11 protein-coding genes and 1 pseudogene are annotated in these 13540 nt (G+C 72.9%); 1 reads left to right on the plus strand and 11 read right to left on the minus strand.

What is annotated here, in order from left to right:
- Positions 1-87: 87 nt before the first annotated feature.
- Both ABZZ79_RS35035 and ABZZ79_RS35040 read right to left on the minus strand, forming a co-directional pair.
- Positions 88-1467, minus strand: coding sequence for a hypothetical protein (locus ABZZ79_RS35035; protein ID WP_356695879.1), 1380 nt, complete (start codon positions 1465-1467; stop codon positions 88-90).
- Positions 1464-5912 (minus strand): NACHT domain-containing protein, encoded by a 4449-nt coding sequence (locus tag ABZZ79_RS35040; protein ID WP_356695881.1) that lies wholly within the window; start codon positions 5910-5912, stop codon positions 1464-1466. The genes ABZZ79_RS35035 and ABZZ79_RS35040 overlap by 4 nt, the downstream gene beginning before the upstream one ends.
- Positions 5913-6033: 121 nt before the next feature.
- On the opposite strand from ABZZ79_RS35040, the gene ABZZ79_RS35045 reads away from it, so the two are divergent.
- Positions 6034-7056 carry a translation initiation factor 2 gene (locus ABZZ79_RS35045; RefSeq protein ID WP_356695883.1) on the plus strand — a complete coding sequence of 341 codons (1023 nt, stop codon included), beginning with the start codon at positions 6034-6036 and terminating at the stop codon, positions 7054-7056.
- 199 nt (positions 7057-7255) lie between these two features.
- On the opposite strand, the gene ABZZ79_RS35050 is transcribed toward ABZZ79_RS35045, so the two are convergent.
- From ABZZ79_RS35050 to ABZZ79_RS35090, 9 genes and pseudogenes are all read right to left on the minus strand, one after another.
- A complete protein-coding gene (locus tag ABZZ79_RS35050) occupies positions 7256-7717 on the minus strand; it encodes a hypothetical protein (protein ID WP_356695885.1) in 462 nt (153 codons plus the stop codon).
- Positions 7718-7872: 155 nt separating this feature from the next.
- Positions 7873-8523, minus strand: a complete 651-nt coding sequence (locus ABZZ79_RS35055) for a hypothetical protein (protein ID WP_356695887.1) — start codon at positions 8521-8523, stop codon at positions 7873-7875.
- Positions 8524-8580: 57 nt separating this feature from the next.
- Complete coding sequence (locus ABZZ79_RS35060) at positions 8581-8952, minus strand: hypothetical protein (protein ID WP_356695889.1); 372 nt, start codon at positions 8950-8952, stop codon at positions 8581-8583.
- Between the two features lie 5 nt (positions 8953-8957).
- Positions 8958-9875, minus strand: a complete 918-nt coding sequence (locus tag ABZZ79_RS35065; RefSeq protein ID WP_356695891.1) for a kinase — start codon at positions 9873-9875, stop codon at positions 8958-8960.
- Between the two features lie 258 nt (positions 9876-10133).
- Entirely contained in the window at positions 10134-10427 is a 294-nt protein-coding gene (locus tag ABZZ79_RS35070) for a hypothetical protein (RefSeq protein ID WP_356695893.1), read from the minus strand.
- Between the two features lie 139 nt (positions 10428-10566).
- A pseudogene (locus ABZZ79_RS35075) lies at positions 10567-10743 on the minus strand (thioesterase domain-containing protein); the annotation flags it as partial.
- Positions 10744-11279: 536 nt separating this feature from the next.
- Complete coding sequence (locus ABZZ79_RS35080) at positions 11280-11705, minus strand: DUF6299 family protein (RefSeq protein ID WP_356695895.1); 426 nt, start codon at positions 11703-11705, stop codon at positions 11280-11282.
- Between the two features lie 137 nt (positions 11706-11842).
- A complete protein-coding gene (locus ABZZ79_RS35085) occupies positions 11843-12241 on the minus strand; it encodes a RidA family protein (protein WP_356695897.1) in 399 nt (132 codons plus the stop codon).
- Positions 12242-12299: 58 nt separating this feature from the next.
- On the minus strand, positions 12300-13424 hold the full coding sequence (locus ABZZ79_RS35090) for an acyl-CoA dehydrogenase family protein (protein WP_356695899.1): 1125 nt from the start codon (positions 13422-13424) through the stop codon (positions 12300-12302).
- Positions 13425-13540 lie beyond the last annotated feature (116 nt).

A 13540-nucleotide genomic window follows, 5' to 3' on the forward strand; every position in this document is an offset into this window, starting at 1 on the left:
CCCCGACCGAGGGCGCGGCGGGCCGGCCTGCGGCTTCTGCGCGGCTGGGGGCCGGGTACGGTCGCGGCGTCGGTGGAACGGCAGCGTCTAGACGACCAGCACCACGTCCCGGCAGGTGTAGCGGAGCGGCTTCGAGTGGACCTCCAGGGTCCACCGGCCGGGGCCGGCGCGCAGTTCGGCGCGGAAGCGTCCGTCTCCGCAGGGCAGCATCGGCTCGTCGGCCACGCTTGCGCCGCCCTCGGCGAGACGCCGTACGCGCAGGGCCATGGCCGCGTCGGCGTTCGTCGCCCACACCTCGAACGGCTCTCCCGCGCGGGCGAAGTCCGGGAACTCGACCCCGACGGGCTCGCCGGTGCTCAGCACCCCGGCCGGTGCGAGGCCGTCGCACACGCGGCGCAGCTGCTTGAGGGCGTGTGCGGAGTTGATGAGGTCCGCGTGCCGGCTGTCGAGCCACACCGTCTGACCGGTGTCGGCCCACTCGGGCGGTATCTGGGCGATGTGCGCGACCGTGCCGTCCCCGAACAGCGGCAGTCGCCGGTCCTCGGGATCACCGGAGTCCGAGAAGTCCTCATGGAACCGCGGGACGCCCGCCGGGGAGAGCGAGAGTGCCTGGTCGGTCCGGTGCTTGTCGCCGCCCAGGGCGACCAGGACGTAGCGCCTCGGGCCGTGCACCGCGTCGTTCTCCTCGATGGCGTCCTGCACCTCCTGGAAGAAGGCGAAGGAGTCGTCGATCATCCCGGTGCCGACTCCGTCGACCGGTTGCCCCTTCAGACGGGACCTGCCCTCCTGACGGTCGACCACGACCCGGTAGGTGGGGATGAGCTGGCCGAGCGAGGGGTACGTCGAGCAGACCTCGTGGATCCGCTCGCGGAACGGGCTCGGCACCCAGCGCACCCGGCCGGTCAGGAACCGCAGCGCCTTGACGCTCCCCGAGAAGGGCGTGCCCAGTGTGGCGACCGACCGGGTCTGCTCCCAGCCCCCGAGCACCTCGATGTAGTACCGCACCACCAGACCGCCCATGGAGCGGCACAGGAAGACGACCTTGGCCTCCCCGGCCCGCGGGAACCGCCGGGGGTCGGCCGTCTCCCGCCACCGAGCGAGCCGCTCCTCGACGAAGAGTCTCAGCTTGTCGGCCGAATTGCGGTTGCTCAGACGCCAGTCGTAGCGGAACTCGGCGAACCGCTCCTCCTCGATACCGAGCGGCGTGCGCAGGTCCGGGTACTCCGTGCTGGAGACCAGGCCGGGCAGGAGTCGCGGACCGTGGATGACGCCGCCCAGCTCCAGGGCGTGCGGGGGCTCCGGGTCGTCGTTCCCGATGCCCTCGGGCAGTGCGAGCAGTTCGCCGGTCCGTCCGGGCCGGAGGAGTCCGCTCATCGCCTGCGGGGTCAGGTTCCAGACGTCGGTGCCCTTCCGCGTCAGCGCCGTGCCCATGATGCCGGGCACGACAACCACCAGATCGTCCTTCACAGAAGGTTCCTCAAGTCTCTTCGAGGGGGGTCGCCCGTCCGTCGGTCGGGGCGTCGGTCGACGGGCCAGGGCACGAACACCTGGTCGCAGCGGACGCTGTTCTGGGCCACGCCCTGGATCATGAGGGTGATGCCGCCGCCGTCGAAGGCCGAGTCCACACCCGTGACGTCGTACCCGCGCGATTCCATGGGGTCCAGTTCTTTCTCCCTTCTGACGTCCCAGAGCAGGAGACGTCCGGAGTTCCGGATCCAGCCCACGAGCAGGGGCCGCTCGGCCGGACCCGCCAGAGCGACGCCGTCCAGCCGCCCGCCGGACCGCCGCGGCAGAAAGGTCGGCACGGCGTAGCCCCCGTCGCACTCGGCGTACTTGACCGACTCCCCGGTGGTGAAGGCGATCAACGGAACCGGCCGGCCGGCCCGCCGGAGCAGGCCCGTCGCCACCGCCCTCGCCCGGACCACGCCGACCGGCTGCGGCTGTGGGCCGGGCTCCGAGAGGTTCCAGACCCGTACCGCGTTGCCGCCCCAGGCCGACAGCCAGGAGGGGCCGTGCTGGGCGCCCACCACCGAGAGCCGCTGCACAGCGCCGGCGGCGCCCATCCAGAAGATCCGCCCCTTCTCCCACGCGCCGCCGTCCCGCGCCCCGCGCTCCCACGTGACCACACCCTGCCCGGACGGCCACAGCAGACGCAGACCGGTGCCGGTGGCGTGGAGCGCCACGGAGGGCAGCCGCCGGTCGTACGGTCCGGGCAGGGTAAGGGTCTCGGTGTCCAGCAGTCGCAGGTCCGGTCCGAGCGTCCACAGCAGCACACGCCTGCGCCCCACCGCCGCGGTCAGCCAGCCGTCGCCGGTCCTGGTGGCGGCGAGCGCGTCCACCTGGTCCTCGGGGTGCTCCAGTCGGAGCACGTCGCCGCTCCGCCCCTGCGAGGAGTGCAGGCTCAACAGCACGTCGTGCCCCTGCGAACGGCTCAGCAGCAGGGCTTCGCCGGGTCCGCCGGGCGTCACCCCGAGCCGTGCCCCCGCGACCGTCCGCCCACCGGCGTGCCGGGTACCGGGCCCGCCGCCGTCCGCGCTGTCCGCGGGTGCGTCGTGCGGCTCCCAGACGCGGATGCGCGTGTCGTCCGCCACCGCCAGACGTCCCGTGCCCGAAGGATCGAAGGCGAGGGACTGGTGGTGGTGATCGCACGGCAGCGAGGCGTACTCCGCGCCCGTCTCGTCCCAGACCCGGACGCTGGCGCCCTCCCCGACCGCGGCCAGAACTCCACGCGGACCCCGTCCCACGGCGACGGCCCCTCCCGTGCTCGCGGGAGCGGGGGCGGGGCCGAACAGGGGATGTGCCTCCCCCTGGAACAGGTCGTCGGTGCGCCACGCGTGGAGCGTGTGCCCGTCCAGTGCCGCGACCACCGCCCCGGGCAGCCGGTCGCGTTCCGCCGGGACGGCCAGCGCCGACACCGCGACGACCTGCTCGACGGTGTCCCCGAGCGTGCGGACCTGGCGCAGTTGCCTGCGCATCGTCTTGCGGCCCGGTACCTCCCACACCCTCACTCCCGCGGGCCCACCGGTGACCACCACGGCCCTCTCCCCCATCACCAGCAGCGACACGCAGTGGACCGGCACGCCGACGGTGTGGATCCGCAGCTCCGCCCGGGAGTACGGGCGCGTGCTCTCCCACCGCCACAGCCACAGGCGGTCACCGTCGACCGCGGCGAGCAGGATCTCCTTGTCCCACCGCACCGAGTGGACGGCGCCCAGGGTGCCGCCCCAGTACAGCTCCTCCACCGGGTGTCTGGCATTGCCGTGCCACATCCGCACGGACAGCCGGTCGTGCGTGGCGACCACCCGGCTCTCGCCCCGGCCCGACGCCGTCACCCCCCGTTGGCGCGGCGGGGCGCTCCAGGTGGCCGGCCCCGTGTCCCTGCCCTGGATCTCGTGGCCCTCGGCGGTCCACGACTTGACCTCCCCCGCACCCGAGGCGTGGATGATGCCGTCGCCGTGCGCCTCCCAGTGCACGGCCAGCGCACCGCCCGCCGGGCCGGGCCAGCTCCGGTGCAGCGGAAGCCGTACGGCGCTGCTCCACACGTCGTCCCAGAACACGCACGCCGGTTTCGGTACGGCGGACAGGAACTCCCGCGAGAACATGGCCAGGGCCGTGGCGCGCAGCATCGCCCATCTGGCCTCCTCGGTCCCGTGCCGCCGGAAGTGGCCCGCGACCGCCAGGTAGAGGGCGCTCTGCGGGGTCGTGGAGAGCCGTGCGGCGACGAGCGGTTCGAGGACGTCGGGCGCGGCGGCGACCAGGAAGTGGCAGTCGCGGACCAGTTCCTCCAGCAGGTCGTCCCCGCCCAGCGCGGCATGGGCGGTGAGGTGGTGCCTCACATACGGTTCCGCGGTCCGCCAGTCCTCGCCGGTGCGCGGGGTCAGGGCGCGGTGGACCGCGCGGTGCATCCCCCGACGGCGCGGTTCGTCGCCGAGCAGATGCGCGCCGAAACTCGGGTGGTGGAGTCGGTGGACCTCCTCTCCCGACTCGACGTCCTTGGTGATCGTCACGCCGGTGGCCCTGCGGATGACGTCCCGCAGATCCTCCTGCCCGTACTCCCTGCTCCCCTGAGCGCGCACCGCGTTGGTCATGGCCAGCCACACCCTGGGCTGGGGCAGTCCGACTCCCTGGGCCAGGGCGAGGGCGGTCATGAAGTCCCTGGTGCGGGCGGTGTCCTGCGGGTCCAGCCGTAACAGCTCCTCGGCCAGCAGGGAGTCGAGGACGGAGGTGCCCTCGCGTAACTCCTCGCGCAGTCGCTCCGGTTCGGACGGCACCGGCCGCTCGGCGACGCGCCGGGCCCATAACGTGGCCACCAGGAACAGGCCGTTGCTGCCGGCGGCGATCTGCCGGGCGACGGCGGCGCGTTGCCGCTCCAGATGCGGCAGCCGGTAGGGGGAGTGCTCCTCGGCGAGCAGCCGTTCGACGTGCCGGGCGATGGACTGCTCGGTCTCGTCCTTGCGGTCCAGTTCCATGACCGTGGTGCAGTGCAGCACGTCCAGCAGTGTCTCGGCGCGCAGTTCACCCGGGAGGCTGCGCCGGGCGTTCGGCCGGGTGGCGACCACCACCCGCACCCCGGGCAGGGCGGCCAGCGGGTTGAGCAGCCCGCGCGCGATGTCGAAGGAGTGTCCGGCCGCCGCCTCGTCGAGCCCGTCGAACAACAGGGTGAGGCTGCCCTTGAGCTCCGCCAGCGACTCGACCTCGCGCACCAGGCTGTGCGGTGAGCCCTGCCGGATCTCCGCCGTGCGCAGGCCGAGCGGCGTCAGGCCCCGTGCCAGCTCCTCGCCGAGCGTCGACAGGGTTCTGCCCCGGCAGTGGAGCGCCGCGTTGACCGAACGGAGCTCGGGCAGCGTGCGCGGGCGGCGGTCCTCCGGAAGGGAGTTCACGAAGTGCGCGATCGTCAGATGTGCCAGATACGCCAGGAGCGTGGATTTGCCCGCGCCGGACGCCCCCGTCACGGTGAGCATCCCCGACTCCTGGATGCTCAGCCAGTCGACCAGTTCGGCGAGCACCCGATGCCGGGCGGCGAAGTCCCGCAGATGCCAGCTCACCCCCGAGCCCGAGAAGACCGGCAGCTCCTCGTCGGCGAGTTCCTTGCCGATCCAGGACCGGTCGTCCTCGGGGCGCAACGCGGAACGCGCTCGGGGAGACCAGTGCGGGTTGGCCAGGAACCAGCCGCGGAGCGTCTGCGCCTCCTGCCAGAACGGCACTTGATGAATCGTCAGGCCTCGCACCGCGCTCATCAGTTGCTGGAAGGGGACGAAGTCGTTCTCCCGGTGGAAGATCCGTACGCTGCCGTCGATGACCTGCTCCGGCGTGGACAGGACCTGCTCCAGGCAGTCCACCCAGTGTCCCTCCAGCGCCTCCTGCCGTGATCCGGCGGTCGCGACGACGGCGAATCCGGCCTCCGTGTCAGGGACGCCCGCCCTCAGCCGTGCGTCCTTGACGTGATGACTGACCTCGCGCACCGCCTCGCCGGAGAAGCAGGCGTCCAGGACGAGGAGGGTGTCCGTGGGGTCCTCGGCGAGCCAGGTGACCAGTTCCTCGGCCGAGACGGCCCGGCGGGGGTCGAACACCCCTTCCTGGTAACTGTCCTCGCAGGCGAGGTAGAAGGCGCCCGACACCACTTCGCCGTGACCCGTCCAGTAGAGGATCTTCCTCTCCGCCCCCTGCCGCCCCAGCCGCAGGACAAGGTCCCGGATCTGCTCACGCCCCGCCGACAGCTCCGTCCCGTCACCGCCGTCGGCACTGCTGACACCCAGCACCGGGGCGGCGAAGCCCAGCCGCGCGGCCTGATCCACGAACCGGGAGGCCGTCCTCCTGAGCCGGGCCCGGTCCCGTAATCGGCGCGCGTCTCCCCGGTACTTGTCGACCACGACCGTGGCGACCACCCCGTCACGACCCTTGCCCCGGTCCAACCGAACTCCCCCTCCGCAGAGTTCAGCCACCCGTCCGTGCCGCACAGCAGGACGCTTTGTGGAAGCCTGACCGCACAACGTGTGCTGCTCACGCTACTCGACATGGGGCTTAGGAGGACTCGTGGAGCCGCGCGACCGCATGGTCATCGGGAATCTTGTGACGGACTGCCACATCTTCGAGGGAGACGGCACCCGCCCGATCCACGAGGAGAACGTGCAGATCATCTACGAACCCGGGCTGCGCCGGGTGGAACTGCCGGTCGAGGTCCAGCGATGGCGGGAGGACATCGAGGCGGAGATGCAGCGCCGGCAGGCGGCGGGTGAGCCGTACGCCTGGAACAACCCCCGCTTCGCCGTGGAGAGCGTCATCACCTCGCGCAGCGACGAGACCGAGGAACCCCAGGTGCGGATGAGTCTGTGCGACGCGGACTACTACGACTTCCTCGCCACGTCCGTCAACCTCGACGAGCCGCTGCGCGAGGGCGATCCGGCCACGCTGCGCTCCCAGTACCTGGACAACGCCGACCCGGTGACCGTGCCCGCGTTCCTCTCGTGCAGCTTCGGCGTCAACGTGGCGGTCGAGACGGGGCCCGACCGGCAGATGGTCTTCGCGCGGCGCAGCGTCAAGGTGGAGGGCCACAACAAGGCACGCTGGAACTCCTCGGTCAACGAGGGACTCGCCGCCATCCACGACGTCCCCGGGGACGGCTCCCCCATCAGCCTGCACTCCGTGGCACGGCGTGCCCTGCGGGAGGAACTCGCCGTCCAGGACGAGGACGCGGTGGAGCTCGAACTGCTCGCCTTCGCCCTCGACATGCGCAACCACCAGTGGGCCGCCTTCTACCGCGCCGTGCTCACCGATCTGACGGCCGACCGGCTTGTGGCGCGCCGCAGCCGGGGTATCGAGGACAAGTGGGAGCACGACCGGTTCGACTTCGTCCCGGCCGACCCCGACAGCGTGCTCGACTTCGTCCTGCGCAAGCAGCCCGGGGAGTGGACCCCGTGCGCACCGGCGCTGTTCTATCTCGCCCTGGTCCGCGCGGCCGTCGTCGCGCGCGACGGCAACCCGTCGGGCCGGCTGGACGTGGAGGCCGCCGAGCGCCGGGCGGTGCAACGGCTTTCGACGCCCGCGGCTGGCAACTAGTGCCCCGACAGGCAACGTTCGCCCCGTCGCGACGCCCGGCACGCCCTCTCGCCGCACCGGGCACAGACCCAAGTACATCCAGTACGAGGGCCTGCACCCGGCACACCGAGAGCACGCGCCGGACGCCGCTCCTTGACGGGCAAACGCTGCCTGCCGGGGCACTAGGGTCTGCCGCCACCCCACGGTCGCCGGGAGCGGGTCAGAAGACGTTCCGCTCCCGGTGCTGTCGGCGCAGTTCGAGGAACTTCTCGCGCACCTCGTCGGCCGGCATGCCGCCACCGGCCTGGATGCGCAGGTCCGCCAGCGCGTCCCGGGACTCCATGAAGCCGCGCCACTTCTGCTGCGGCTTCAGCCAGGTGTCCACGGCCGTCATCACCGCGACCACGAGCGCCAGGAACGGAACCCATTTGATCAGCCAACTCCCGTGGCCACCGCCCAGGTTCTGGTCGGCGGCCACGACGGCGCTGGCGACGATGAGCAGAATCCGGCCGAGGTAGTAGGTGATGCCGTAGTTGAAGGTGGCGACCCGCCACCTCCGCATCTCCCGGTCCATCTCCTTGACCAGCGTCTCGGGCAGGGGCAGGGGCGCGGGCACCGGCGCGGGCTCGGCCGCTTCGCGCTGCTCGTTCTCCGCCACGGTCCCCGCCACGTTCTCGGCCATGCGTCCCCCAGCGAATCCCGGTCTTGACGTGAACATCACCCATTCTTGCCGATGGACGGCGGCCGGTGATCCGCGTCGCCGAAGACGCGAAGACGTGCAGACGTGAAGACGCGAAGACATGTTCATACCGGCATCCACACCGAAGGCGATCGCGCTCATACCGGCATCCACACCGAAGGCGATCGCGCTTTAGCGGCACCACCTCCCGCACGGGCTCCAGAACGGTGGCCAGCGCGCGGGCTCGGGCCCGTTCGGCGGCCGATACCGCCGCCTCGCCGACGGCGATGACATGGCCGAAGCGGCCGCGGAAGTCCTCGGCCGGGCCGACGGGGGCCCGCCGTTCGGTAGAGGGCCGCGTCGGTGACGCCGGGCACGGCCGGCGCGGCCGACTCGGCCCCGCCGGGGTCCCCGAGCACGGCGTCGGTGTCCGCGATGAGGAAGCGGATCGAGGCCGCGCCGGCTGCGTCCGGGCTGGCCGTGAGGTCGACGGGCAGCCCGAGGCACGCGCGCACCTGGGCGCCGACCAGGTCGATCCCGCGGGCGTGCCGCACCAGCTCCGGGATCAGGCCGCCGGCCAGCCGGGTGTTGACCTCGGTGACCCGTGCCGCACGGCCGTCCAGGCGGAGTTCTACGTGTGCGGCGCCCCAGCCGAGGCCGAGCGCCTTGACCGCGTGCACGGCGCTGTCGACGAGCGCGGTGGCCTCGGGCGCGGGCGGCGCGGCGGGCACGTCGTGCCCGGTCTCCACGAACACCGGCGGCGCTCCGAGGTGCTTGGCCACGGTGACGACGGCCTCTTCGCCGAACACCTCGACGGAAAACTCGGCCCCGTCAGATACTGCTCGACCAGCACGAAGGGGGTGTGCTCAGCCCGCGTTCATTGACCGTCGCGGCCAGCAACTCCCCCGCTTGTGCGGCGACTTCGGAGACGGTACGGCACGGCACAGTCGTACGCCCAGGCCGCCGGAGCCCTGCACCGGCTCGACCGCGACCGGGCCGCCGCCCAGCCACTGCGCGGCGGCGACCGCCTCGGCCACCTCGCCCGCCACACAGACGCGGGGCACGGGCACTCCCGCCTCGGCGAGGGTGCGGCGCTGCACGGCTTTGTCCCGGCAGGCGCGCACCGCGTCGGCCGAGGGGCCGGGCAGACCGAGGCGTGCGGCGAGAGCGGCGGCGGCGACGTAGTACTCCGCGCTGGAGTGCAGCTTGGGAGCGCCCGCGATCGTGGTCGTCGTCATGTCAGTCAGTCACCCGTCGTGAAGATCCACTGCTCGTGGATGCCGATGGTGTGCAGCAGGGCGCGGCCCTGCTCGGTGCGGGCGTCGACCTCGGGGTCGTCGCGGTCGTAGAGGAGTCCGGCGATGTCGCCGCTGTGCGCGGCCTGGATGCCGAGGGCGCCGGTCTCCCGGGCGATGGCGCGCAGGTGGTCCAGGCACGGTATGGGCAGGTGCCGCTGGTTGATCTCGGTGCTGGCGGAGGCGACCGCCCCGAGCAGGGCGACGTCCTTGGTGTGGATGGCCTCGCGCAGCATGGCCTGGAGCTCGGCGAAGACACCGATCTCGGCGTCGTCGTACCGCGCGGGCGGGAAGGCGAGGGTGTCGACGCCCTTGCCCTCGTGCTCCGGGCGTGAGCCGAACCCGAGGACCCGGACGGCCGGCATGCGGTAGCCGAAGTCCTCGATGACCTTGCCCTCGCGCTGCGCGAACAGCACCGAACTCTCCTTGAACATCAGCGAGTCGGAGGCCGTCTCGGCGTGGACCGCGATCCGCGCGACCGTCTCGGGCGGCAGCGGTCTCACCAGGGCGTCCTGCACGGCCCGGATCGCGGCCAGTACGTCACTGGTGGAGGAGCCGAAGCCGCGGCACAGCGGGACGTCCCCGGTCAGTTCGAGCCGGCCGCCGACGGGGCCGTCGCCGGGCTGTGCGCAGGCCTCCACGGCGAGCTGCGCGGCGCGCCGGGCCTTGGACTTCCAGGTGGGGAAGACGGTCAGCTCCTCGCCCCGCGCGGGGATGAAGGAGGCCTGGGTGGTGTGGACGGTGCAGGGCAGTGTGACCAGTCCCCGGGTGAGCTGACCCTGGTGCGGAAAGACGCCCTGGAGAATTTCGCCGTGATGTATCGGCGCCGAGGCGACACCGACGCGCCAACCGGAATGATCCACCATGTCCTTGACTTCCTCTGGGGGCCGGACCGGACCGCTCACGGGCCTGGCCGATCGTGCGGACATCTTCACGCTAAGGACCGCGGGCGCGCCGATCCGGCTGGTGGAGCGGCAGTATGCGGGCAGTTCCCGCGGCCTGTCCCGGCGGGCGGGCACGGCGAGGTGGCGCGGCCGGTGGGCACACATATGGATCCGCCCCCGAGGGTCGGCACGAAGCGGGGTCCGCACGGCACCGTGCGGACCCCGCTCACATGCTCCGGCTCAGATGCGGGCCGGTCGCAGGCGGCGCGCGAGGATCCGCCCGATCGCGCGCAGCGGCTCCGCCTCGGTCATCCGGGCGGGCTCGCAGTCGACGGCGAACTCCTCGACCCGGCCGGTGACATACGGTGCCCAGGCCGCCGCGCCGGACTGTGCGGCCGGGGTGCCCGTGGCGTCGAAGAACAGCGCGGCGCCGCCGAATCGCACCTCGGGGACGTACCGGTAGCGCATCCGCAGGTTGGCGAGGGTCGCCTCCACGACGGCCGCCGCCTGGGCGTGCTCCAGTCCGGCGAGCACCGGGTCGGATCGGCGCGGTGCCTCGGCGAGTTCGGCGACGTCGGGTGCGCCCGACGCGCATCGCAGGGGAACGGACTCGCCCCCGGCTGCCGAGGAGGGGGGTCAGCACGTGCCTGCCATCGATCTCGGGCGCGGTGAAGCCGTCCGGCAGCGGATAGGAGTCGAGGAGCGCCAGCAGGGCCACCTCCTCGCCGGCCGCTTCGAGCCGGGCGGCGACCGCGTGTGCGACGAGCCCGCCGAAGGACCAGCCGAGCAGGTGGTACGGGCCGTGCGGCTGGACCTCGCGGATCTCGGCGAGGTAGTCGTCCGCCATCTCCTCGATCGACGCCGGAACGCCCTGGCGCCGCCCAGTCTGCGGGCCTGGAGGGTGGAGCGCAGGGCCGCCACCTCGTCCTCGCTCGGGCCGTCCCGGCCGGGCGGCATCCGGGTCGGGTCGGGCACGCCGATGGCCACGACGGTGTGCATGCTGTCGTCGCTCACGGTCTCGACGCAGAACTCGGGCCCGTCCCAGGACTCGTCGTCGGCGTACGGCTCGGGAACGCCGGACCCGGCGCCCTCGGTCCAGCGCTCCACCGCGGACAGGTCCTGAAGGATGGGCCGTAGCCCCTCGGCGACGTCGATGCGGTCCGGGGGATGCTTCATCGGAGACTCCTCCTGAAGGAAATGGCTCCAGCACCTTCGGCCGTGTCGGTCCCGATCCCGTCCCGTCCCGCTCCCGACCGAACGGTCAGCGCCCGGTGCGAGCGGTCCGGCGGACCTCCCGCGCACCCGCGGACTTCCCCGCGCAACGCGAAGGCGGCCGCCGGCTCCATGGAGTCCGACGGCCGCCCCAGCCGCTCGGCGCGCGGCCGCTCAGCCCTCCGTCAGCGCGACCTCCTGCGTCCGCGTCGCGTGGAAGCGCGGGAGCGGCAGGCCGCCCTGGGGGTGCAGCTCCATCAGCGTGGCCTCGACCCGGGCGGCACCGGCGTGCAGCGAACCGGGCGTCGTGAGGCCGGAGTTCTCCCATCGGTGCTCGGCGCCGTCGCACACGGCCCGCGAGCCGCCGATGCCGTGACGTACGGACGGCCGGTCCTGGGCGACGTTGGAGGAGACGAACACCGGTCCGGTGCCGCCGGTGCAGCGGTAGGTGCCGGACAGGGTGACGGTGCCGTCGGCCGCGAGCCGGCCGACGGCGTCGACGGTGACGCTCTCGGACGCGTCGGCCGTCGCGGGCACGGCGGCCGCGGCGAGCAGCAGCGCGACGCCGGCCGCGGCGCCGAGGAAGGAGCGGTAGGTCATCGGGGAAACCTCCTGTTGCGGGGGCTTCCTGTGGTACCTGGCGGCCGTCCCCGTCGCGGTGACCGTCACCCTTCGTCGGCGTGTTGACCGGCCGGGGCCGGGGCAGGTCCGACGTCGGCGGAACCGGCCTCAGTGCCTCACGGCAGCACCGCGAACCCGTCCAGCTCCACCCGCGCCGCCTCGTCCCACAGCCGTACGACCTCCACGACGGCCATCGCCGGATACTCCCGCCCGGCCAGCCGCCGCCATACGCGGCCCAGTTCGGCAGCGCGGGCCCGGTACTCGGCGACGTCCGTGGCGTAGACGGTGACCCGGGCGAGGTCGGCCGGGGTGCCGCCCGCCGCCGCGAGGGCGGCCAGCAGATTGCCGAGCGCCCGTTCGAACTGCTCGGGCAAGGTGTCCCCGACGACCTTGCCGTCGGCGTCCAGCGCGGTCTGCCCGGCGAGGAACACCACCCGGGAGCCGGTGGCCACGACGGCGTGCGAGAAGCCGGTGGGCGGGGAGAGCTCCGGCGGGTTGACACGCTCGGCGCTCATCGGGCCGCCCTCCTCGTCGTCCCGTACGCCACCCTGATCCTGTACACCCCGGCCGTCCTCATCCGTCGATGCCTCCTGCCCGATAGGTCTCCTTGGCGATGATCCCGCGCTGCACCTCGCTGGCGCCCTCGTAGATCCGGGGCGCCCGCACCTCGCGGTACAGGTGCTCCAGCAGGTGCCCGCGCCGCAGGGCACGGGCGCCGTGCAACTGGACCGCGGCGTCGACGACGTACTGCGCGGTCTCCGTGGCGAGCAGCTTCGCCATCGCCGCGCGGCGCGGGACGTCCGGGTCGCCCCGGTCGTGCGCCGCCGCCGCCGCGTAGACCATCAGGCGGGCGGCCTCCGTGCGCAGGGCCATCTCGGCGATCTGGTGGGCGACGGCCTGGAGGTCGCTCAGCGTGCCGCCGAAGGCCTCCCGTGCGGCGGTGTGGGCGAGGCTCGCGTCGAGGGCGGCCTGGGCCATGCCGACCGCGAAGGCGCCGACGCTGGGGCGGAAGAGGGTGAGTGTGCCGAGGGCGACCCGCAGACCGCGGCCGGTCTCCCCGAGGACGTCGGCGTCGGTGACGGGTACGGCGTCGAAGGCGAGGCCGCCGATGGGGTGCGGGGAGAGCATGTCGAGGGCCGTGCCGGTCAGGCCGGGGCGGTCGGCGGGGACGAGGAAGGCGGTCACGCCGTTCGGGCCGGGGGCGGTGCGGGCGAAGACGGTGTAGAAGTCGGCCTCGGGGGCGTTGGAGATCCAGCGTTTCTCGCCGGTGAGCCGCCGGCGGCCGGGGCCGTCGGGGGCGGCGGTGAGGGCGAGCGCGGCCGCGTCGGAGCCCGCGCCGGGCTCGGTCAGCGCGAAGGCGGCGACCGCGGAGCCGTCGGCGACCAGGGGCAGCCAGCGCTCGCGCTGGGCCGGGCTGCCATGGGCGTGCACGGGGTGGGCGCCGAGGCCCTGGAGGGCGAGCGCGGTCTCGGCCTCGGTGCAGGCGTAGGCGAGGGACTCGCGCATCAGGCAGAGGTCGAGGGCGCCGGAGGTGAACAGGCGCTCCAGCAGGCCGAGTCGGCCGAGTTCGGCGACGAGCGCGCGGTTGACGTGCCCTTCCTCGCCCTTCTCGGCGAGCGGGCGCAGCCGTTCGGCGGCCAGGGCGCGCAGTTCGGCACACCAGGCGCTTTGTGCTGGTTCGAGCGAGAATGCGGTCATCGCCGGTCCCCTCTTCCAGGCCTGCTCCCGACCATATCGCGCTCCCTTGACTGCCGTCACCAAGGCGATACGCTCCTTAGGCGCTGCCCACCCGAGCCGTGCGTGAGCCCACTCCA

This window comes from Streptomyces sp. NPDC006458 (assembly GCF_040612135.1).
Taxonomy (GTDB): domain Bacteria; phylum Actinomycetota; class Actinomycetes; order Streptomycetales; family Streptomycetaceae; genus Streptomyces.

Excerpts from the sequence above, each read along its gene's own strand:
- ABZZ79_RS35050 (WP_356695885.1), bottom strand. The coding sequence starts at position 7,717 with ATGGCCGAGAACGTGGCGGGGACCGTGGCGGAGAACGAGCAGCGCGAA.
- ABZZ79_RS35060 (WP_356695889.1), bottom strand. The coding sequence starts at position 8,952 with ATGACGACGACCACGATCGCGGGCGCTCCCAAGCTGCACTCCAGCGCG.
- ABZZ79_RS35065 (WP_356695891.1), bottom strand. The coding sequence starts at position 9,875 with ATGGTGGATCATTCCGGTTGGCGCGTCGGTGTCGCCTCGGCGCCGATA.
- ABZZ79_RS35080 (WP_356695895.1), bottom strand. The coding sequence starts at position 11,705 with ATGACCTACCGCTCCTTCCTCGGCGCCGCGGCCGGCGTCGCGCTGCTG.
- ABZZ79_RS35085 (WP_356695897.1), bottom strand. The coding sequence starts at position 12,241 with ATGAGCGCCGAGCGTGTCAACCCGCCGGAGCTCTCCCCGCCCACCGGC.
- ABZZ79_RS35090 (WP_356695899.1), bottom strand. The coding sequence starts at position 13,424 with ATGACCGCATTCTCGCTCGAACCAGCACAAAGCGCCTGGTGTGCCGAA.